15 protein-coding genes and 2 pseudogenes are annotated in these 22613 nt (G+C 34.4%); 3 read left to right on the top strand and 14 right to left on the bottom strand.

The genetic code is table 11. The features are described from left to right. Positions 1-7: 7 nt before the first annotated feature. Complete coding sequence (locus tag ACW2QF_RS02040) at positions 8-2242, bottom strand: extracellular solute-binding protein (protein WP_455714326.1); 2235 nt, start codon at positions 2240-2242, stop codon at positions 8-10. A 164-nt stretch (positions 2243-2406) separates the two neighbouring features. Between ACW2QF_RS02040 and ACW2QF_RS02035 the strand changes: the two genes are divergently transcribed. Together ACW2QF_RS02035 and ACW2QF_RS02030 are read left to right on the top strand one after the other, a co-directional pair. Beyond that, complete coding sequence (locus tag ACW2QF_RS02035; RefSeq protein WP_455714325.1) at positions 2407-3078, top strand: response regulator transcription factor; 672 nt, start codon at positions 2407-2409, stop codon at positions 3076-3078. A 15-nt stretch (positions 3079-3093) separates the two neighbouring features. Beyond that, positions 3094-4440 (top strand): sensor histidine kinase, encoded by a 1347-nt coding sequence (locus ACW2QF_RS02030; RefSeq protein ID WP_455714324.1) that lies wholly within the window; start codon positions 3094-3096, stop codon positions 4438-4440. Between the two features lie 48 nt (positions 4441-4488). Here ACW2QF_RS02030 and ACW2QF_RS02025 read toward each other — a convergent pair whose 3' ends face one another. From ACW2QF_RS02025 to ACW2QF_RS01990, 8 genes and pseudogenes are all read right to left on the bottom strand, one after another. Next, positions 4489-5865: a sodium-dependent transporter gene (locus tag ACW2QF_RS02025; protein WP_455714323.1), complete on the bottom strand. Its 1377-nt coding sequence runs from the start codon at positions 5863-5865 to the stop codon at positions 4489-4491. 188 nt (positions 5866-6053) lie between these two features. Continuing rightward, positions 6054-6734, bottom strand: coding sequence for a GntR family transcriptional regulator (locus tag ACW2QF_RS02020; RefSeq protein ID WP_455714322.1), 681 nt, complete (start codon positions 6732-6734; stop codon positions 6054-6056). A gap of 13 nt (positions 6735-6747) precedes the next feature. Then, positions 6748-7911 (bottom strand): isocitrate/isopropylmalate family dehydrogenase, encoded by a 1164-nt coding sequence (locus ACW2QF_RS02015; RefSeq protein WP_455714321.1) that lies wholly within the window; start codon positions 7909-7911, stop codon positions 6748-6750. A gap of 105 nt (positions 7912-8016) precedes the next feature. Further along, positions 8017-9420 carry a 2-isopropylmalate synthase gene (locus tag ACW2QF_RS02010; RefSeq protein WP_455714320.1) on the bottom strand — a complete coding sequence of 468 codons (1404 nt, stop codon included), beginning with the start codon at positions 9418-9420 and terminating at the stop codon, positions 8017-8019. Positions 9421-9675: 255 nt separating this feature from the next. Continuing rightward, complete coding sequence (locus ACW2QF_RS02005; RefSeq protein WP_455714319.1) at positions 9676-10476, bottom strand: hypothetical protein; 801 nt, start codon at positions 10474-10476, stop codon at positions 9676-9678. A gap of 2 nt (positions 10477-10478) precedes the next feature. Continuing rightward, positions 10479-10838, bottom strand: coding sequence for a BlaI/MecI/CopY family transcriptional regulator (locus ACW2QF_RS02000; protein ID WP_455714318.1), 360 nt, complete (start codon positions 10836-10838; stop codon positions 10479-10481). A 313-nt stretch (positions 10839-11151) separates the two neighbouring features. Beyond that, positions 11152-12474 carry a glycoside hydrolase family 3 protein gene (locus tag ACW2QF_RS01995; RefSeq protein WP_455714317.1) on the bottom strand — a complete coding sequence of 441 codons (1323 nt, stop codon included), beginning with the start codon at positions 12472-12474 and terminating at the stop codon, positions 11152-11154. Beyond that, positions 12455-14521 (bottom strand): annotated as a pseudogene (locus tag ACW2QF_RS01990) (VWA domain-containing protein). The gene ACW2QF_RS01995 and the pseudogene ACW2QF_RS01990 overlap by 20 nt, the downstream one beginning before the upstream one ends. 224 nt (positions 14522-14745) lie before the next feature. On the opposite strand from ACW2QF_RS01990, the gene arcC reads away from it, so the two are divergent. Continuing rightward, the gene (gene arcC, locus ACW2QF_RS01985; RefSeq protein ID WP_455714316.1) at positions 14746-15678 is read left to right on the top strand and encodes a carbamate kinase; all 933 of its coding nucleotides are present in this window, start codon (positions 14746-14748) and stop codon (positions 15676-15678) included. A gap of 151 nt (positions 15679-15829) precedes the next feature. Here arcC and ACW2QF_RS01980 read toward each other — a convergent pair whose 3' ends face one another. From ACW2QF_RS01980 to ACW2QF_RS01960, 5 genes and pseudogenes are all read right to left on the bottom strand, one after another. Then, positions 15830-16432 carry a DUF1653 domain-containing protein gene (locus ACW2QF_RS01980; RefSeq protein ID WP_455714315.1) on the bottom strand — a complete coding sequence of 201 codons (603 nt, stop codon included), beginning with the start codon at positions 16430-16432 and terminating at the stop codon, positions 15830-15832. 191 nt (positions 16433-16623) lie between these two features. Beyond that, positions 16624-18483, bottom strand: a pseudogene (locus tag ACW2QF_RS01975) (ABC transporter ATP-binding protein). Next, positions 18476-20776, bottom strand: a complete 2301-nt coding sequence (locus ACW2QF_RS01970; protein ID WP_455714314.1) for an ABC transporter ATP-binding protein — start codon at positions 20774-20776, stop codon at positions 18476-18478. Before ACW2QF_RS01970 ends, ACW2QF_RS01975 begins: the two are co-directional and overlap by 8 nt. 108 nt (positions 20777-20884) lie before the next feature. Then, on the bottom strand, positions 20885-21337 hold the full coding sequence (locus ACW2QF_RS01965) for a MarR family winged helix-turn-helix transcriptional regulator (RefSeq protein ID WP_455714313.1): 453 nt from the start codon (positions 21335-21337) through the stop codon (positions 20885-20887). A gap of 246 nt (positions 21338-21583) precedes the next feature. Beyond that, a complete protein-coding gene (locus tag ACW2QF_RS01960) occupies positions 21584-22495 on the bottom strand; it encodes a PfkB family carbohydrate kinase (protein WP_455714312.1) in 912 nt (303 codons plus the stop codon). Positions 22496-22613 lie beyond the last annotated feature (118 nt).

The raw sequence follows: 22613 nt of genomic DNA, 5'->3' as shown, positions 1-22613 counted from the left end.
TAAAGAATTACTCCTTCAGATACATCTGCAATTTATCAACAATTGCCTGTGCTGCTTCATGTGCATCAATCTTTCCATCTGCATAATCTTGTGAATTTGCGATAAATACATCTAACATATATTGATTTTGGTTACCTTCGTTGTATACGTTCTCACACATTAATTCAAGTAAATCGATTGTTCTATCATCGGGCCAACCATAAGGAACCTTAACTGTTTTTCCATTTTCATCAATTGTATCCCATGTCCATTGTCGATCCTGTTGTTTTTCCTTATCGTTCTTTCTGTTCTCAAATGCTTTCTTATTCACAGGGAATCCCGTTTGCATATCATTCTCCTGCATTTTCACTGATAATAGACATGTTATAAATTCCTTAGCCAAATCAATATTCTTAGAATTCTTATTGATACTTAAAGAACTAACTGGATAAAAGGTTTGATTCAATACACTTATATCTCCCCCGATATATTTCACAAGTCCAGACGGTAGTCCAATATCATAAAATCCAGTGCCTTCTTCATATGCCATCTGTAGCCCTTCAGTTACTTTGCAACTAAAATAGTAATTAAAATAATCATCTACAGATTCCTCTTTCAATGTATCGTATTCTCCTAATTGATAAATTACATTTAAATTTGTTAAGAATTTCTCTATCTTATCCTCATCTGCTTCATTATGACTAATCAATTGATTCAAATACACTGGTAAGAAGTGTTGCATCAATGTTTCCCAGGATTGACTTCCAAATCCCATAGGATCATTGTATTTCTTCACATATTCTACGATTCCTTCTAATGAAGTTGCATAATTGGTTGCTTCCTTATGTGATAGTATTAATGGTATCTTAATATTAACTGGGAACGTATAATAACTTCCATCTTCCTGTTTATAAAATGCCCCCATATTCTCAAACAGTTCTCCTTGATCCACCAACGGTTGTATGACATCACGTATGTCCAACAAAGTACCTTTACTGATATAAGAATCCTTCGGTAATCCATCCATTACAAGTACATCTGGCCCTTCTCCATTTAGCAGCTCTGTATTCAATTGCCTGATATAATCTTCTCTTGTAGCGGTTGAATCCTCATCCATAGCTACACGTAGCTCTACCTTTACATTTGGGTGTTCTCTTTGAAATACTGTAGCTGCTTCTTTCGTCCATAAATCATTGGTAAGACTATATACCGTCAGAGTTGTCTCTGGAATAGCTGATACTTCTGAATCATAGATATACGACATAACTGCATATTTATTTTCTTCTATTAAATAATATAATACATAATAATTTGCTTCTTTATCCTGAATTATTTGCTTAGGGAAACTTGATACCGCATTCATCATATTCATGGAACCATCTATCACCAATTGAACAGCTGAAGTACCATCAATTAATTGGTGTATTCCTGTATGATCTACTGTCATAATATCGTTGTTCTCATTCACAAATCCATAAACGTCATACGTTGGTTCTAGATTAAATGTCTGTGGTTCTTCCTCCAATTTATCTTCATTCCAAACATTATATTCTATTTTATCTGCCTCTTTATTTCCTGTCTTTAATAATACTATCTTATCTCCGCCAACGATCAAGCTGTTATTATCATATTGTTGCGTATCTAAGACACTTACAAAACTTTTAGAATCCTCATCGTATCTGCATAAATTGTCAGCATCTTGCAGATATAGATTTCCAGAAGAGGTGACTCCAATTGTTACATAAACTTGATCCTTATCCTTTGATTTTTCCCACTCCTTCACAGGAAGTATCTCCCCAGTCTTTCCGTCTGTTGTTTTATAAATCCGATTATTATAAATCCCATCCGTGATTACACTAAAATAAGCATACTTCGTCTTACCACGATCAAAGATATACTGTATTGCTTGCTCTGGATCAAAATTGTCTATATCAAGATTTTGTAACCATTCTGTCTTATTTTTTTCGAATGTTTGGTTCTCTTTCAAATCATACTGATAGATATCTGCCTTCTTATGATCATCCTTGTAAACTATACTATAGATACGTAGACTTCCTTCGTCATTACTACTAATCTGCAATATTTTCTCACCATCATCAAGTTCAGGTAGTGTCACTTCTTTCTCGATAAACCTTCCTTTATTACCAGCTGTATCTTCTCTTCCACCTTCTCCCTTCTTAGAAGAACAAGCCACCATATTGAATGTCATTATTTTTAGTACTGTTATAACAGCAATCTTATGTATAAGATTTTTCTGTCTCATTATATTTATCCCCTCTTTGCTTTTAATACTCACAATGTATCACTAAAATCTCTAATGAAGATTAAGTGAATCTCTAGCGAATCTCTAATTGTCTCACACCCATTGATTATACTCCATAAATATCCTATAATCCAATATATATCAACAATAAAGGAAGTGACTCGATGCGATTATTAATTATTGAAGATGACACAGATTTATGTAATCTACTAAATTATCAAATACAAACACAAGGATGGTTTGCAGACTTTTGTCATGATGGTGATGAAGCTACACTATATATAAAACGTGATGTCTATGATGTTATTCTCCTTGACCGTATGCTCCCTCATAAAGATGGACTAGCCATACTGAAAGAAATCCGTACTGCTTCCATACACACACCCGTTTTATTAGTTACCGCTATGAATACCCTAACCAATCGCGTAGAAGGTCTAGATGCAGGAGCCGATGATTATCTAATCAAACCATTTGAAATGGATGAATTACTTGCCCGCATTCGAGCCATTGCAAGACGAAATGTGACAATGAATGTCTCTACTTTACTAACATTCTCTGACCTATCCGTAGATTTAAACTTAATGAAACTTGTCTGTGGAAATGAAGAGTGTACCTTATCCAAGAGGGAACTTGATTTACTTGTTTTTCTGATTCAGAATAAAAATCGTATTCTAACAAGAGATACCATACTCGACCGTGTTTGGGGTACTGACTCTTTCGTATGTGATGGTAATCTGGACAATTTTATATTTTTCTTAAGGAAACGTATTACTTCCGTTCATAGTCATGTTACCATTAAGACAGTTCGATCGGTTGGATATCATCTAATGGAATAAGAAAGGGCTTATAATATGATACATAAATTAAAACAAAAGCTTGTATTCATATATAGTTTCTCCACTAGTATTATTCTAATAATGATTGTTATCGTCCTATTCCTCACTAATTATCACGAGCGTCTCTATCGTTTAGAATCAGTGTATAGCCAAAATATACTTAATATATTTGAAGAACTAAAAGATACAGAAATTATCAATGCTAGTTGGATTGCCCGTACGGAAAAAGAAACTGGGATTCTTATATTAATGGAAGATAACGGAATAGACTTAAGGTTATTGAATACTCGAACTACTAGAATCAAAAAGCATCAGCTGAAAGAAGAACTTCAAACAGCAACCAAACAAGATGGCCTTGATTGTAAGAATCCAATTTTCCATTCATCTACTTACAAAAGCAATACCTATCTTTTACATAAAGGCGAGAAAACCTACTACTACGGTGCTCTTATGACTACTCCCATGAAAAACGGATACCGTATCATCTATTTACTTATGGAAGTTCGTAAATATTATGGCATTGACCCACTATTCTTATTACGATATGGTGGCATGGCTTTCCTCGGTATTTTCTTACTTTTTCTCTTCAGTAAATTATTCATTCGTCTGGTATCAAATCCACTTGAAAAAAACCAGATACAACAAAAACATTTCATCGCATCGGTATCTCATGAGATGAAATCACCTTTAACCGTAATAACTACAGGTATCAGCAATTTAAAAGCAGAATTATCCAAAGATTCTGACATGGCGGATAGAATCGAACAATGTAAGTCCTTCATTCCTATTATAGAAAAGGAATGTACTAGATTTTCAAAGTTAATTAACGATATGCTTATGCTAGCAGCAACAGATTCTCATAGCTGGCAACTCAACCTTACTGATGTAGATATGGAAACCTTACTTATTGAACTATATGATTTCTATAGTGTATATGAAGGATCTCTACATCGTATCTTCCATTTTGATCTATGTAGCGATACCCTATACCGTGTCTGGGGTGACCTTGATCGGATAAAGCAAATCGTTACAATCCTTATAGACAACGGATATCGATACACGCCACCTAATAAAGGACTAACGCTAAAAGCTTATAATATGAAACATCACGTAAACATTGAAATAATTGATTATGGCGTTGGCATTGAAGATTCTCAAAAAGAACTGATATTCAACCGCTTCTTTCAAATAGATTCAGCAAGAAGTAATAAATCAAATTTTGGTCTTGGACTTAGTATTGCAAGGGAATTAGTTACTCTTCATCACGGAAAGTTGTATGTAAAAGATACCCCCGGCGGGGGTTCTACTTTTTGCGTAGAATTACCTCAAATAAGTAAAGAAAAGTGGCTAAGCCTAAAATAGGCTTAGCCACTTTCTTATGAATGGGTGTACCAAAATCCATTTGTATTACTATATCTTCATAAATCCAAACGCTTGTAAAATAGAACTAATTAGTATTACACACAAGAAAATTAATACAAGATATTTGGCAATAAACAAATAGATCTTCTTTTCCTTAAATTTAGAGGAAGATTCTACTTCTTCTACAACTGTATTAAATCCACATACTTTCCAAACCAATATTATAGTACAGATTGCAGCCAGTGGCATCATAATTGAATTCGTGATAAAATCAAAGAAATCTAAAATAGAACCACCAATTGGCTTGATAAATGACCATACACCAAATCCAAGAGAACTAGGAATGCCAAGCAATAAGATAATCCCTAACATAACTACGCTACTCTTTTTGCGACTCCATTTTGTCGTATCAACAAATGTTGCTACACCAGATTCCATTAACGAAACAGCACTTGTTAAAGCAGCACTGAAAACAAGAATAAAGAATACCATACCGATGATTCGTCCCATTGGCATACTTAAGAATACCTTTGGCATAGTTATAAACATTAATGAAGGCCCTGCTTGTAATGTCTCTGGATTACCACCTGCGAAAGCAAATACTGCTGGAATAATCATTAGTCCTGCTAAGAAAGCAATGATACAATCCACAATTTCAACTTGTCGAATGGAAGATTCCATGTCAATATCCTTCTTCATATAGGAACCATATGTAAATAAGACTCCCATACCGATAGATAGTGAATAAAACATTTGACCCATAGCAGCAACAACTGTATGAATAGAGAACTTAGAGAAGTCAGGAATTAGGTAATACTTAACTCCCTCCATTGCTCCAGGGCGTGTTACAGAATAAACTGCAATCCCTATAGCCATTACAACTAGTAAAGGCATAAGTATCTTACTAACTCTTTCGATTCCTTTTTCTACTCCCATAATTATGACTACGAATACAGCAACTGCAAAAACTAGTAACCAGAATATCGGTTCACCTGTTTTACTAACAAAGTTATTAAAATAGGTATCCTCTTGCAAGCTAACTGCATTACTTCCAGCAAAGGCGAAGAGATATTTCAGTACCCAACCTCCAATTACACAGTAATATGGTACTATTAACATAGGTACAATGGCGTTAATCCATCCACCAAACATCAGCTTCTTAGCACCAAGTGCCTTAAACGCCCCAATAGGACTTTTTCCAGTCTTACGTCCAAGTGCGGTTTCCGTAATGATTAATGTGAAACCAAACGTAATCGCTAGAACAAGGTAAGTGAATAAAAATGTTCCTCCACCATACTTAGCTGCTAGATATGGGAATCGCCATATGTTACCTAAACCTACTGCCGATCCTGCTACAGCTAATACATACCCCATCTTTCCAGAGAATCCTGCACCAGCTGTGGTTTTCTTACTCTTTCCACTCATAACTCTTTTACTACCTCTTCCAAACTTTATTTACCTATTATACACGAGAATGAATATAAATAGTATTATATGATACTATTTAACTATACTAAAGTCACACGCTAATTTCAACTAGAATCTTCCTTGACTACAAAAAACAAACACCTACGAAGATATCCACTTCGTAGGTGTTTTCATTATATACTAATTTATAATAATTTCTCTAATCCATTTTCACTAATATTTCGAATGGTATTCTTAATATGCTCATGGGCTAGCGATTCTGCCTTGTCTGCATCGCGTTCTCTAATTGCCTCCAAAATCGCTATATGCTCTTCATTGGTATGGCTAGCACGATTCATAGAAGATAAAGACGCCTTCCTAATTCTCTGTACATACTGATGATAGTCAGATAATAAATGGCATAAGATACGACTTCCAGAAGCTTCATATAGCAACTCATGAAACTTACTATCTAATTCAAAAATCTGCTCCTCATGGGAACGTCTTGTATGGAATTCGGATAGATATACAACCTCGTCCATCTCGTCCATTTGCTCTTTCGTTATATTCTCACATGCCATCCTAGCACAAAGGCCTTCAAGATAAGAACGTATCATATAGATATCATGAATATCTTTTGGTGTAATGCCATTCACATAAGCACCTTTATTGGGTATGATATTCACTAATCCCTCTAATTCTAACTGTCTTAATGCTTCACGAACCGGTGTCCTACTGACACCTAATTCATTTCCTATTGTAACTTCTTTTAATTCTTCATTCTGTCTATATTTACCCGTTAATATATTGTCACGAATCTTATGAAATACACGACCTCTTAAAGAATATTTATCTAATGTTTCTTTTTGCTCATGAAAACTGTCCAAAGAATTTCTCCTCCTAGTTCTTCGCAATCGTCTCCATAATGTAATCAGCAAATTCAGCACCTGTAGCTCCAGTATCTCTACCAGTCATTACTATTTTCTTTTCTGTAACAGTACAGATGTCAAGTGCATTGTACAATTGGTTTGCTTTCTCTGTATAACCGATATGCGATAATAACATTGCACCAGCACGGATTACGCTACATGGATCTGCGTAAATATCTCTGCCTTCTTGTACCATACGTGGGGCAGAACCATGAATTGCTTCAAACATAGCGTATTTTTTACCAATGTTTGCACTACCTGCGGTACCTACGCCACCTTGTAATTCAGCTGCTTCATCTGTAATAATATCACCGTATAAATTAGGTAAAACAACTACTTGGAAATCTCTTCTTCTTTGTTCATCTAATAATTTTGCAGTCATGATATCGATATACCAATCATCTGCAGTGATTCCATCATATTCTTTCGCTATACGATAGAAATTATCAAGGAACTTACCATCTGTAGTTTTGATGATATTAGCTTTTGTAACTGCTGTTACACGAGTCTTACCATTTGCCTTAGCGAATTCGAATGCTGCACGAATAATTCTATCACATCCTTGAGATGTTGCAATAGTAAAGTCAATTCCAAGATCATCTGTTACGCTAACGCCTTCTTTACCTGCTGCATATCCACCTTCTGTATTCTCACGGTAGAATGTCCAGTCAATACCTTGTTCTGGGATACGAACAGGACGAACGTTAGCAAACAAATCTAATTCTTTTCTCATAGCTACATTAGCAGATTCAATATTAGGAAGTCCGTCACCTTTTCTAGGTGTCGTAGTAGGTCCTTTTAATATAACATCACAAGTTTTTAATTCCGTTAACACATCAGCTGGAATCGCCGCTAACTCTTCTGCTCTTCTTTCGATTGTTAAGCCATCGATTACTTTGAACTCCACTTTGCCAGTTGCTACTTCATCTTTTAATAAGTACTCAAGAACTCTCTGAGCTTGCCCTGTAATTGCTGGACCAATTCCATCTCCACCACACACACCAATAGTGATTTTATCAAGCTCTTTATAATTAACAAAGTCACCTTGTGCCTTCATCTCTTCAACTCTTGCAAGTTGCTTTTCTAATAGCTTTCCAAACTGTTCCTTTGCCGCTTCAATTTGTTGCTTACTCATGAATAATCCTCCTATACTTTCATAAATGATTGTATTAATGTTATGTTCACTAAATAGCTTAGTAACTGCAGTTCATTCTATATGAACTACTTCTATGTTTACACTTTAAAATGTATCATATAAGATGCTAACATTCAATTCTTTACATGAATCATCAATAACTCGAACTAATTCATTATCTGTAATTACTGTTACACGTCCGCCTTCGTATTCCTTATCCACCCATTCTTTCACCTTAATTACTACAGGGTGCGTCTTATCAACTGCTCTTTCATCTTTTAATTTGTAATATGTATTAATCCAATGTGCAATCCCTGCAAGGCCTGATGTATTAGATACGGCTACTAATACTGGTCTATTTAAGAATTTCTCTGTATCAAATATATTGTAGATTTCTTCATTTTTTAGCAATCCATCTGCATGAATACCTGCCCTCGTTACATTGAAATTCTGACCTACAAAAGGTGTTCTTGCTGGAATTTTATAACCGATTTCTTCTGTAAAGTAATCTGCTAGTTCTGTAATAACCGTTGTGTCCATTCCATCTAATGTACCCTTTAATTGTGCGTATTCAAATACCATTGCTTCAAGAGGGGTATTACCTGTTCTCTCACCAATACCAAACAAGGAACAATTTACACCACTTGCACCATATATCCAGGCTGTTGTTGAGTTTGTAACTGCTTTATAGAAATCGTTGTGTCCATGCCATTCTAACATCTCAGAAGGCACACCTCCATGTGTCCTTAAACCGTAGATAATTCCTTGAACAGAACGTGGGATAACTGCTCCGGCAAAGTTAACTCCATATCCCATCGTATCACAGGCACGAATCTTAACTGGAATTCCATAATCTTCTCCCAATTTCATTAATTCAAGACAGAAAGGAATAACAAATCCATGAATATCAGATCGAGTAATATCTTCTAGATGACAACGAGGTGCTACACCTGTTTCAAGACATTCTCTAACAACACTTAGATAATGGTTCATTGCTTGTTTTCTTGTCATCTTCATCTTATAGAAGATATGATAATCCGAACAACTAACTAAGATACCTGTTTCTTTTAACCCAATTTCTTTTACTAATTCAAAATCCTTCTTACTGGCACGAATCCATGAAGTTACTTCTGGAAACTCATATCCTCTTTCGAGACATTTGTAAACTGCGTCACGATCTTTCTTACTATACAAGAAGAATTCACTTTGACGAATAATTCCCTTAGGTCCACCTAACTTATGAAGATAATCATAGACTGTAACAATCTGTTTCGTTGTAAAAGGCGCTCTTGATTGCTGTCCATCACGAAATGTTGTGTCTGTAATCCAGATATCATCTGGCATATTATGAGGAACGATACGGTCATTAAACGCAATCTTTGGTATCTCATCATAAGGGAACAGATTACGGAACACATTCGGTGTATCCACATCTACAAGCGGATAGATACGCTCTTCCAATTGTAACAGGTTATTGTGCTTATTCAAAAATACTTTACGATTCTCCATTGCATTCACTCCTTGTATAATTATTCATGTTACCCCTATAATAAAGCACCTTTATTCGATATAATTACCTGTTCGATGGTTATGGTACATATAACCAATTATTATGTATACAATAATAATGCTTTATTATCAGCGTTTTGGCATATCATTGTTATTATTGTATACAATTATACCATTGTTGTCAATTAATATTTTACAGTACTAAAGTGTTTCAGCTTATTGTATATTAGAAACATACTTTTTCAATCTTATTTATTAATTTGATGGCAGATAATAATGTACAGGTTTATCCCATGTATTATCTGTATTTAATGTCATTTCAGTTATACCATAACCGATGCACGCCCAATGTCCCCCTGGTCCATTAAGAAACTGCTTAATGACCAGAATCGGCTGTTTGTTCGTTCCTTCATATTTTATTGCTACACCGCTAACTGGATCTGCTATAATAGTCTCTATCTTGTCTTTGTGCGTTTCTAATACATCCGATGCATCAATATTTGAGTATATAGTATTCACAAGATTTTCCGGAACAACATACTCCCAATCATTTATCACCACTTTAAGTTCACTTCCATCCCATTCCACCCGAAATGGGAATCCCACTTCTGAATAGTCATTTGGTAATGTTAATTCACTTTCTCCACTTTTAACAACAAAACGATATCCTCCATCACCTCCCTGAACATCCTCCTCCAGATATTTAAGCGTAATAGTTTCATCAATTCCATCTCCATTTAAATCAACAACGATAGGTTCCTTACTCGGTAATTCATGAGGTGTAGGGAATAACTTCAAAAGTGCTTGATAATCAGCCTCCTCGTTGATTACTGTATTGATTTCAGAAACCTTTCCATGTTTAGGATTTGCGATAAGACCAATCCCTAGTATACTAACACATAAGATTGCTACTATACTTATCCAAAATGCTGGCTTTTTATAATGCAAGACAATCTTTGGTGTCTTTTTTAAGAAAAAACGGAACATAAGAACTAATAAAATTACGATACTAGCAGTTATACTCATATCCACTATAGTCATAAAAATCTTATCCATTCTTAATCCTCCTCATACTGCTCTATCGTCTTCTTAATTTCATCAATCTGCTGTTTATTTAGTTTTTGATTTTCCATAAAAGCTGCTAAAAATCTGGGTAAGGAACCGCCAAAAGACTCATCTACAAATTCTTTACCTTTCCTCCTGTCTAACTCTTCTTTAGATAATATGGAAGTGACAATACTATTCTTGTTTTGAAATATTCCACGATTACAAAGTTTTTTAAGCACGGTGTATACAGTTGATTTTTTCCACGACATTTCCTTTTCACAAAGCTTTACTAATTCACCTGATGAGATAGGTTCATTGCTCCAAATAATTTCCGCAAACTTTGATTCAACATCTCCTAATTGATACTTCATGATTAACTCCTCTCCTGGTCTATTAACTATAGATTTTGTTTAGTCTATAGTTAATAGATTATGTTGTCAACTACTTATCTTTGATTATAGGAATAAAAACCCATATCAGGTACAGCACTAATTTATTAGGATATTGTAAATATTTTACAGAATAGGTTACAAAGTATCAATATCCTGATGTATTAACTCAATAGAAAACGCAAAAGAACTTGAAGTAAAAAAACTAGTAAGTTTGAACTTATGGGGGCAGTTCAAATTTACTAGTCTTTTATGTACAATACGATATAACAACTGAAAGCGATCACATCAAAATTTAATAAATCTTATTCATCTTAAGTTCTAGTATGCGCCGTACACTTTCATCAATTCTCTCTTCCGAAATTTCTCCGCTCTTAACACTTTCCGCTAGTGCTTGTACACAAGCTTTAAAATCTTTTGGACACAACAGAATATCCACTCCCGCCTGTATCGCATGTGTCGCAATATAAGAGCTGCTATAGTATTTTGTCATAGCCTCCATATTCAGACCATCTGTAATAACAACACCTTGAAATCCCAATTCCTGGCGTAGTATTTCAGTTACCATTTTATAAGAAAGGGTAGCTGGTTCTTCATCAATATCCTTAACAATTAGATGACCGACCATAACCATATCTGCACCTTGCTTGATGCCTGCTTTAAATGGTAATACTTCTTGATTCAGTATATCTTCCAATGATTTTTCAATATAGGATGAGCCTTTATGAGAATCCGTAGCGGTATCTCCATGCCCTGGGAAATGCTTCAAGGTACATATAACATTCTCATCCTGAAAACCCTCAACCGCTTTTGGAATTAATGTAGCCGCTTGTTCAAAGGAATCACTATAAGCACGATCTCCTATTACAGTATTTTCAGGATTTGACCATACATCAGCAACAGGTGCAAAATCTGTATTGAATCCAAGTTCTTTTAACATTCTAGCTATTTTAGCAGCATTTTCATATGCCACCTCTTCCCCTTGATCTTTATAATTCAACATAGCATCTACATGCTCATCACCTATGGTATTCATCACCCTACTTACTCTACCACCTTCTTCATCGCTAGCAATAAAAAGTGGTATCTTAGAATACGACTGAATATTATTTATCATTGTACTAGTTTGTTCAACACTTTGTAGATTTCCACTTGAGTACAAAATCCCACCTACTGGATACTCTTCTAATGCTTGTTTCGTCACTTCGCCAGCAGAAACAACTTTCGAAACTCCCGTTAATGCTTCAGGATAAACTATAATCATCTGACAAATTTTCTCATGTAATGTCATACTAGCTAATACATCTTCTACTTGTTTACTATATTGATCTGTTTTCTGATTATCTTCGTCTACTTTCTCAGCTTGTTCTTCCACTTGTTGACTTTCCTCTTCTTCAACGGAAACAATTTTCTTATCAAATAAACTACTAATTTGATAAGAAGGTATTTGTTCTATCAAAGTGCTAAATGTATTACTAGAGGCCTCTTCCTTGTTAGTAAAGATTAATACAATCGCTATTACAACTAGAATAAGTACCTGCATAAATAACACTTGTATTAGTCTCTTGTTTCTTCCTTTTTTCTTATATTTAGAACGATTATTCATATTCACACACATATCCTATCTTTCCTTCAAACCACTTAAACGCTGAAAGTGGATCATTTCTTTGGTCATTCCAACTCCATTCTTTATCTAGATACCAAAGCATTAAGTACTTTTCATCGGTGCCATCTTTATCAGTTCTTGACGGCTCTCCTTTACTCCATTTATCATAGGTGAATTCTTCTCCTGTTACCCAGTGTGCGAAGACATCTCCATTGTCATTAAAGGAAGTATATCCACCTAACCAAAGATATTTTGCAGATGAATTTTCTACCAATTGAATAATCTCATTCATTTCTGACTCTGATGTTATAGTAACAAGATGTCCACCTTTTTCTTGACATTTTTGATTAGCTTCTTCCCAAGAAACATCTTCTACAAACAATTCATACCTAGATGTATGTGTTTCTTCTTTTATTACCTTTACTGGAGTAAATGCTGTTTCACACTCACCCTTATATCCCTTACCTATCACGGATACATGAATTTCTCTAGATTCATAAGCATCTAATACTTCATCGCTTTCATACTCTAATACATACATCTGTTTTTGTTCCGAATATATTGTATTAAATATATCTTCTAAGTCATACAAGTCATCTATGTACCAGTATTTACCTCTTGTTTCATTTGCCATTTCCCTTAATATGTAATCTTCAGCATTTCCTACACCAATTATATATAATGTAACCTGGTTCTTATTTGCATAGTTGATTACATCCAAATAATCATATCTACTACTCGTATCAGCACAATCTGTAAATGCTATTACTCAGCGTGCACCCCCTTCTAGAGTTGCATGATTAATACCATAGTAAACAGCATCGTAAAACGCAGTCAATCCATCTGTAGACATATTATTAATTCCATTGACAAGTAAGGTTGAATTATCTGTAAAACCGCACATTTGTTGTACAATAGAGTCAAAAGCTAATACTTCTGCTTTATCCCCTTCTTTGTAATTAAGTTTATTAACAAACTCGGTCATTACTCTTTTAATCTTATCCATATCACTAAAACTTATACTATCGCTCTTGTCAGCAACTAAACTAATATTCAATCCAGAATGTCCATTAAGTTGTGACACATTATGTACTTCCCTACTTAAATATGTACCACCTTCAATATATTCTTCAACAGTAAAATTATCTATACCTAACTTACTAATGCTTTCATATGTATCACTATTTTCTACACGAAAATATGCTTTAATTCTAGGGTAATCACTTACATCTGTAGACATTAACTGTAAGTTTGCCCTTTGGAAACTTGGTGTATCATAACTATCAACAGCAAACAAACTCACATCTTCTATTTTAATTCTTACCGCAACTTCAAATGTCTGTGAATCATAATCAAAATCTTTTGCTTCGTAATTAACTATAACTTTATTATTGATTGTCTCTATTGATTTTATTTCACGATCTTTACCTGCTTCGCTTAAAGAAAAGCTGTTTTCATCTAATTTCATATCACCTTCATAAGCAATTGTAACTTTAACATTTGGGAATTCAGAGCTATCTATTGATTCTATATTAGGTTTCATAGCAACGATTTTCTTAAGATTTTTATATTCCTCATAACACGAATCATTACTAGTAATTGGACAATCATTTAATGAGTCTAATGCTTCCTGATAATAACCAGATTCTATATTATTCATAACTGTAGTCCTACATTCATTAAATATAGAATTTACAATCTCATCTATAGATTTTTTCACATCTGCATCATTACTCTTAATTTTCTCTGCTTTCCTAAGGTATTCTAAAGCTTTGTCATAATCATAATCTTCCATATAACTTTTTGCCGTAGTATACAACTCTTTGAATTCACGATTATCCGCAATTATTTTTGAAACAAATATGCCACCAATTACTATCGCTACCAATATAACTGGTAAAACAATTTTAAGTACCTTAGATTTCTTTCCTCCATTATCTGGACCTTCTCTCAAAGAATTCGTTTCCTTGCTTATTTCTTCTTTCTCTACAGCTGTACCACATACTCTACAAAATTTATCACCTGTTTTTATTTCAGATCCACAATTACTGCAATTCATTAGTATTCTCCTTTCCCTATTCTCATAGCTCTCATCTCTAGTAATAGTGCTTTTTATTCCCTTTTTAACATTATTAATATATCATATTTTTTTACTCTTTTCCACAAAAAATCTAATATATGTAATTTGATTCAAAAGGCTCTATCTATAATTAATTACTCTATTGGATTTCCAAACTATATATGATATAGTACTTATATACTTTAAGAAATGAGGTAATGCCTATGCAGAACAAAAAAGTAGTAGTTGCTTTAGGACACAGTGCTTTCGGGAATACGTTTCCTAAGCAACAAGAAGCCATTAAGAATGCTGCTGCTGCAATCGCAGATTTAGTAGAGGAAAAATATCAGGTTGTAATCACCCATAGTAATGCCCCTCAAGTTGGTATGATACATAAAGCAATGACTGAATATAGTCGTCTTGATAAAGAGCAAACTGTTGCTCCAATGTCTATCTGTAGTGCCATGAGCCAAGGATATATCGGTTACGATTTACAGAATGCAATCCGTACAGAACTATTAAATCGTGGTATTTACAAAACGGTAGCTACCATCATAACACAAGTTCGTGTGGATACTTTCGATCCTGCTTTCCATAACCCAACAAAGGTAATTGGACGTATCATGTCTGCTGAGGAAGCGAAAGAGGAAGAAAAGAAAGGTAACTATGTTGTTCCTGAAGGTGATGGATTCCGCAGAATTATTGCAGCGCCAAAACCAATCGACATTTATGAAATTGATGCAATTCGCGCACTTTTAGATGCAGGCCAAGTAGTTATTGCTTGTGGTGGAGGCGGTATCCCTGTATTAGAACAAGGTACCAAACTAAAAGGTGCAAGTGCTATTATTGAAAAAGATTTAGCAAGTGCTAAGATGGCTGAATTATTAGATGCGGATACCCTACTTCTTCTAACCGGTGTTGATCGTGTTTACTTAAACTTTGGTAGTGAGAATGAAACTCCTTTAGAAACTGTTACCGTTGAAGATGCTAAGAAATTCATAAGTGAAGGACATTTTGCAGCTGGATCAATGCAACCAAAAGTTGAAGCGGCTATTAATTTCGTATCAACAAATCCAGAACACACTGCAATTATCTCTCATCTTGACAAAGCAAAATCAGCTATCAAAGGCAAGACTGGTACATATTTTGTAAAATAAAAAGGTTATTTAATAACAATTTCATATCCATTGAAAGCAATGAAATAAAGCAAAAAACAATCTTAAAAAGTTATGTTCCAGTCGTAATTATGAAAATCCGTACTGTGACATACAACATTTTAAGATTGTTTTTTTGATATAATTAAGTTTTTTACCGTAATCTACGATCTTCAAATCTCACATGGGTAAGCAGACAATTACGAATTTCCTCTAACTGTTCCTCCACAGTTTCTGTTGCCAATACTAAATCCATCGACATTGCCATACTATTTACCATATGTGAATCTACTTTTTTCTTCATCAAATCTAACTGCTCTAATTTATCCTGATAGTTTCTAGCATCAAGGAAATTAAGTAATGCTTGATAATTATCCGTTTGTTCGTTATCTATTGTTTTATTAGAATGCAACTGATGAATTTCCTCTAGCATAGTATCTAACTCTGTAGTATCCTTATTGCCATTAGAAGCCTGTTCTACCTTCTTTTCATATACCTCTACTACTGTTTTATTATCTTCTGGCTTGTACACTTCAAATCGATACTTTTGTTTTACTTCTGGATATTTCTCATGATCTACTTCACTTAAAAACATATCTAACGGTCTAATATACGTCTTATAATTTCCGTAAAGTGCTTGATACACAACATATTCTTCTCTAGTTTCAGAATGTATAGCAACTGACACAATTTGATATAACATTCCCTTAAAATGTTTCATTAATTTTCCTGGTATAAGGATCTCTTTGCTTTGCATATTTGCTCTATGCTCCTCTCTAACACAAGAAAGCATATACATTAAACTTTCTTTGTCATGAATGAAAAGAGTTATTGTAAAGACTAACTTTATCTTTACAATAACTCTTTCTTAATTTTATCACAAGTTTAATATTGGTTCAACTAGCCAATCCTTATTATGTTTTTGAAAACTCAATATAGGATTTCACCTTACGCGGTCTCTTCAAATTGTGAATTATACAATTTTTCATAGAATCCACCTTGTGCTAACAACTCTTCATGAGTACCTTGTTCAACGATATCTCCATTATTCATAACTAATATTAAATCTGCATCTTTAATTGTTGATAAACGGTGAGCAATAACGAAACTTGTTCTACCTTTCATCAAGTTGTTCATCGCCTTTTGAATACGGATTTCTGTTCTTGTATCAACAGAACTTGTTGCCTCATCAAGAATCAGTATCTTAGGGTCTGCAAGAATTGCTCTTGCAATTGTAAGTAATTGCTTCTGACCTTGGGATACATTACTTGCTTCTTCATTCAATACCATGTTGTAACCATCTGGTAAGGTCTGAATGAAGTGATGCACATGAGCTGCTTTTGCTGCTGCAATAACTTCTTCATCTGTTGCACCTGGCTTACCATATCGAATGTTTTCCATAATTGTTCCATTGAATAGCCAAGTATCTTGTAATACCATACCGAATAGTTCACGTAATTCACTTCTATTAAAGTCTCTAACATCATGGCCATCCACCAAGATAGCACCTTCGCTTACATCGTAGAAACGCATTAACAACTTAATCATTGTTGTCTTACCAGCACCCGTTGGACCAACGATAGCAACTTGTTGTCCTTCTTTAACCTTAGCGCTGAAATCATTAATGATAATCTAATCTGGATAATAACCATAATGCGCATTTTTAAATTCGACTTTACCTTCAAGACCTTGGAAACTAACGCCATTATCTACTGTTTGGTCTTCTTCTTCCTCATTCAAGAATTCAAATACACGCTCAGCAGCTGCGGCTGTAGATTGCACTTGATTTGAAATCTGTGCCAATTGAGAGATTGGTTGGTTAAAGCTTCTTACATATTGAATAAATGCTTGAATATCACCTACTGATACACGGTCTTTAATTGTTAAGTATCCACCTAGAATTGCAACACCAACATAGCCTATGTTACCCACAAATTGCATAATAGGCATCATCATACCAGACAAGAATTGTGATTTCCAAGCTGATTCAAATAACTTTTCATTTGCTTTATTAAACTCTTTAATTGCTTCTTCTTCTCCGTTGAATACCTTAACTACATTATGACCGCCATAGATTTCTTCTACTTGACCATTTACATGACCAAGGTACTCTTGTTGTTGAACGAAATACCTTTGTGATTTTTTAATAACCTTTGTGATAATTAGCATCGAAACTGGTAAGGTTAATACTGCAACTAATGTCATCCAGCCACTAATTGATAACATCATTACGATAACACCAATAATCATTGTTACAGAAGTTATGGTCTGTGTAATACTTTGATTTAAACTTTGGCTAAGTGTGTCCACATCATTGGTTACTCTTGACAAAACTTCACCATGTGTCTTTGTATCAAAGTATTTCATTGGCATACGGTTAATCTTTTTTGAAATTTCTTTTCGAAGTTCATAGGTTACTTTCTGTGAAATACCTGTCATGATAAACCCTTGAATCAAAGAGAATACCATTGCAACTCCATATAGTATTATGAGTGTAATCATAATCTTAAGGATTGCATCAAAGTCGATTCCACCCGTACCTCGTACTTTTCTAAGTAATCCATTGAAAATCTCTGTCGTTGCCTTACCACTGATCTTTGGACCAACAATATTGAAGATTGTACTACCAATTGCAAATAAGATAACTAAGAAGATTCGGAATTTATATCTAGCTAGATAGCCACCTAGACCTTTCATAGCTTTACGAAAATCTTTTGCTTTCTCACCCGGTGCCATACCGCCTGGGCCACCTGGACCGCCAAATCCACCCACTGGGCCTTTTTGTCTATGTCTTGTTTCTTTACTCATGGCTTTCCTCTCCTTTCATAGTTACTTTATTCGATATACTCGCTTCTATTTCTTTTTCTGATAATTGAGAGGAAGCAATCTGACGATAGACATCACAATTTACCAAAAGCTCTGCATGTGTACCCTTACCAACAATTCTACCATCATCAAGTACAATGATTTGTTCAGCATGCAAGATTGTTGAGATACGTTGTGCTACAATAATAACTGTACTGTCTGTAATTTCTTCTTTTAAAGCTCTTCGTAACGTTGCATCTGTCTTAAAATCAAGTGCAGAGAAACTATCATCAAATACATATATCTCTGGGTCCTTTGCAATGGCTCTTGCAATAGATAATCTTTGTTTTTGTCCACCTGATACGTTAGAACCTCCTTGTGCAATTGGTTCGTTATATTGTTCTGATTTTTGTTCAATAAAATCGGTTGCCTGCGCAATTCTCGCTGCTCTTTTAATATCTTCTTCTGTCGCTTCTTGTTTACCATAACGAAGATTAGAGTCTATAGTACCAGAGAATAAAACACCCTTTTGTGGAACAAAACCTATTTTCGCTCTTAAATCATGTTGTGAAATATCTTTGACATTAACTCCATCGACAAGAACTTCTCCACTTGTCACATCATAAAGACGTGGAATTAAATTAATTAACGTAGATTTACCACTACCAGTACTACCTATAATGGCTGTCGTTTCACCTGGTTTTGCTGTAAAGTTGATATCAACAAGTACATCTTCTTCTGCATTTGGATAACGAAAAGACATATTCTTGAATTCCACAACACCCTTTTTATCTGCATGGAATGATTTTTTATCTTTTGGATCTAAAATCATACTCTTAGTATCTAGTACTTCCATGATACGATTTGCTGATACTGCAGCTCTTGGCAACATTACCGAAACCATAGTTAACATTAAGAATGACATAACAATCTGCATTGTATATTGAATAAATGCCATCATATCACCAACTTGAAGGTTACCAGAATCAATACCTTTACCTCCAAACCAGATAATCATTAGAGTAATACCATTCATGATAAACATCATAATAGGCATCATGAATGTCATAGTACGGTTAACAAAAAGATTGGTTCTCGTTAAATCTTTATTCGCTAAATCAAAGCGTTTCTCTTCATGTTTTTCACGACTGAATGCTCGAATTACAGGAAGACCTGTTAAGATTTCTCTTGTAACAAGGTTAAGACGGTCAACCAGCTTTTGCATACTCTTAAACTTTGGCATAGCAATTATCATAAGAATTCCTACTAGTAACATAATTGCTCCAACTGCTACTGCTATAATCCATGCCATACTAGTATTCGTATTAATTACTTTGATGATACCTCCAATACCTAGAATTGGGGCATATAGTACCATTCTAAACATCATAACTAGTAACATCTGTACTTGTTGGATATCATTAGTACTTCTTGTAATAAGGGAAGCCGTTGAGAACTTATCAAACTCCGTATTAGAAAATCCAACGACCTTCTCAAACACTTTGTTACGAATATTCTTACTTGTTCCTGCTGCGATACGTGATGCAAGGAATCCAACTATAATGGCAGCCATCATACCAATTACTGCAAGACCTAACATCTTAAGACCAGCAATAGCGATATACCTTATTTGAATAGTATCTACATCCATTCCAATTGCTTCATACTCTTGCTTTACAACTACAACAGCACTTTGTTCTAAGATTGCAGAAGACATCTTAGACAATCCTTCATTCATTTGTTGACTAAATTCTGCCACTTCTTCTTCTGTCATCATGGATAACATTGCAAATACATCCTGTCCTTGCATCTCTTTTGGTAGAAATGAATTACTATCATCAGTAGCATTTTCATCGCTATCCGTACCCATACTAATTGAGCCATCAAGCAAAGCTGATATAAACAATGGTTTTGAAATTATCGAACTAATCTTTTTTCTAACATCCTTATCCTCTGTATCAAGAACATAGATATCTTCTGTCTTTAAAACTGGATACTCTTTTACATACTCATTATATTCAGATTCTGAACTAGAATCCTTTCCAACGTATTTATAGTATTTTAGTAAGTACTCGGAATCCTCGCTACTCATAAAATACTGCATTTTCTGATAAGTGGAAACTCGAACAGCTTCCACTGCAGTATCTTCAATACCACCTTGTTGAATACCTACATCAACTATATTTGACGTGTATTGTGGTAACGAAAGATCACAAAATGCCTGAATTACTAACAATACCACTACCGCTAAGATTGACAATCGAAACGGTTTTAAATAACGCATTAATTTCTTCATCTTATCTTCCTTCCTATAATTATCCTAAATCGATGAATTCATCGCCTTAATCCCATACACATTTAAGCTTGTTTTACTCTGCCCTATCACTTTAAGAAAATGTCTCTATCATACTTGCTCCTCGCTAACGATTCGATACAGTTTATCAATAATACGTATCAATTCCTTTGCGTCTTCTTCCCCAAGTTTAATCAATAAATCACTAATATATTGATCTCTCTTATCATGCAAATCCTTAATAAAAGCATATCCTTCTTCTGTTATGCTAATATACGTTACTCTTCTGTCTGAACGATCAATTTTCCTAAGGATAAATCCTCTCTCTTCAAGAGAATTTAATACTTTCGAAGTCGCTGGTTTTGGAATTTCTAAGTGTTTTGTTATTTGTGAGACTTTAATACCTAATGTATTATCTTCATCAATCTTGTGATCAAGGTAAAACAATATCATACCTTCCGTATGAGATAGTCCACCGAAACCCTTACTCTTTCTTTTCATTGAATGAATCTTCATCATTGTTTCAATTAATTCCTGACCATACGAATTCCCAGTCTCTCCCAAGATAATAATCCTCCTTCCTTCTTATTTCTCTTCATAGATACAAAAATAGTTTCTTAACGAAACTATTTCATTGGTTAACTATTATATTCCGAAATTAATATTTGTCAATCGTTTCCCGAAAGGTTTATATAATTTTTATATATTCTTAATACTATCCAAATAATTGCGTTACATACACAAAACTCATCTTGAAGTATTCCTTTGAATATCTAGCTCAAGATGAGTCTCCTCTCATTACTCTATATTTTATAATTCTTTCAATTTCTTTAACAATGCAACGAATTGCTCATCTGGTAAAGAAGATCCTTGCACACCAACAACCGCTGCTGATATTTTATTTGCACGCTCCACTGCTTGTTGCATAGATAATCCCATTTTCAATGATGCCATAATTGTTCCGATATGAGAATCGCCAGCTCCAATGGTATCTACCACAGTTGCACTCTCACCTAACACATAATATCCTTGTCCTTCTTCATAATAATACGCCCCTTTACTTCCAAGTGTAATAATAACAGTGTTATTCGTTAAATTATTAATGGCTTTTGCTGCATCTTCATAGTTGAAAGTTTTACTAAGTTCCATAGCCTCTTTTTCATTCAAATGAATGATTGGGTTCCTTGCTAAGATCCTATCTAACTTATCACGACCAATCTTACTTAATCTTGGACCTGGTGCAAAGTATACTTGGTATTCTGGATTTTCTTCAATAAATTCAATAATTTCAAAACCATCTGTTTCCTCTATTTCAAATCCAGAGATATACACACTGTCATATTCTTCTTTCTTATCCTCTGTTATCCATTCCTTTTTGAAGCTATATTCTACACCATGATGAACAACAAAGGTTCTCTCTCCATCTTTTTCTACCATGCATAGACAGAATCCATTATCATCTGAGTCAATCTTAACTGAACTTCTCATATCTTTTTCTTGTAACATATCCTCTACAATCTGAGCATATCTTCCTGTCCCAATTGGTGATAACAAGGTGTAGGGTACACCAAATTTTCGTAATATGTCAGCTGCATTGTATGCACAGCCACCTAGAGCCATTCTATTATCTTTAATATGAATATCTTCACTGGTCTTTGGTAAGTGGTCAATTTGTATAATGATATCCAATACAGTTGATCCTATAACTAAAGTTTTTTTCATCTAACTACTCCTACCTTTATCTTTGAGTTATATGTATTAAAAAGGCCTTATGTCGTGGTTTTATTTGAACAGACCCCCAAAAGTTAGACCAAAATCTGACGATTGGAGGTCTGTTTTT

The sequence above is a fragment of the Anaerosporobacter sp. genome, from assembly GCF_965301125.1.
This window is presented reverse-complemented; position numbering and strand designations above follow the sequence as displayed.

Coding starts and splice junctions, on each gene's coding strand:
- ACW2QF_RS02005 (WP_455714319.1), bottom strand. CDS start 10,476: ATGGATAAGATTTTTATGACTATAGTGGATATGAGTATAACTGCTAGT.
- arcC (WP_455714316.1), top strand. CDS start 14,746: ATGCAGAACAAAAAAGTAGTAGTTGCTTTAGGACACAGTGCTTTCGGG.
- ACW2QF_RS02035 (WP_455714325.1), top strand. CDS start 2,407: ATGCGATTATTAATTATTGAAGATGACACAGATTTATGTAATCTACTA.
- ACW2QF_RS01980 (WP_455714315.1), bottom strand. CDS start 16,432: ATGCAAAGCAAAGAGATCCTTATACCAGGAAAATTAATGAAACATTTT.
- ACW2QF_RS01970 (WP_455714314.1), bottom strand. CDS start 20,776: ATGAAGAAATTAATGCGTTATTTAAAACCGTTTCGATTGTCAATCTTA.
- ACW2QF_RS02025 (WP_455714323.1), bottom strand. CDS start 5,865: ATGAGTGGAAAGAGTAAGAAAACCACAGCTGGTGCAGGATTCTCTGGA.
- ACW2QF_RS01960 (WP_455714312.1), bottom strand. CDS start 22,495: ATGAAAAAAACTTTAGTTATAGGATCAACTGTATTGGATATCATTATA.
- ACW2QF_RS02015 (WP_455714321.1), bottom strand. CDS start 7,911: ATGAGTAAGCAACAAATTGAAGCGGCAAAGGAACAGTTTGGAAAGCTA.
- ACW2QF_RS02000 (WP_455714318.1), bottom strand. CDS start 10,838: ATGAAGTATCAATTAGGAGATGTTGAATCAAAGTTTGCGGAAATTATT.
- ACW2QF_RS02030 (WP_455714324.1), top strand. CDS start 3,094: ATGATACATAAATTAAAACAAAAGCTTGTATTCATATATAGTTTCTCC.
- ACW2QF_RS01995 (WP_455714317.1), bottom strand. CDS start 12,474: ATGTGTGTGAATATGAATAATCGTTCTAAATATAAGAAAAAAGGAAGA.
- ACW2QF_RS02010 (WP_455714320.1), bottom strand. CDS start 9,420: ATGGAGAATCGTAAAGTATTTTTGAATAAGCACAATAACCTGTTACAA.
- ACW2QF_RS02040 (WP_455714326.1), bottom strand. CDS start 2,242: ATGAGACAGAAAAATCTTATACATAAGATTGCTGTTATAACAGTACTA.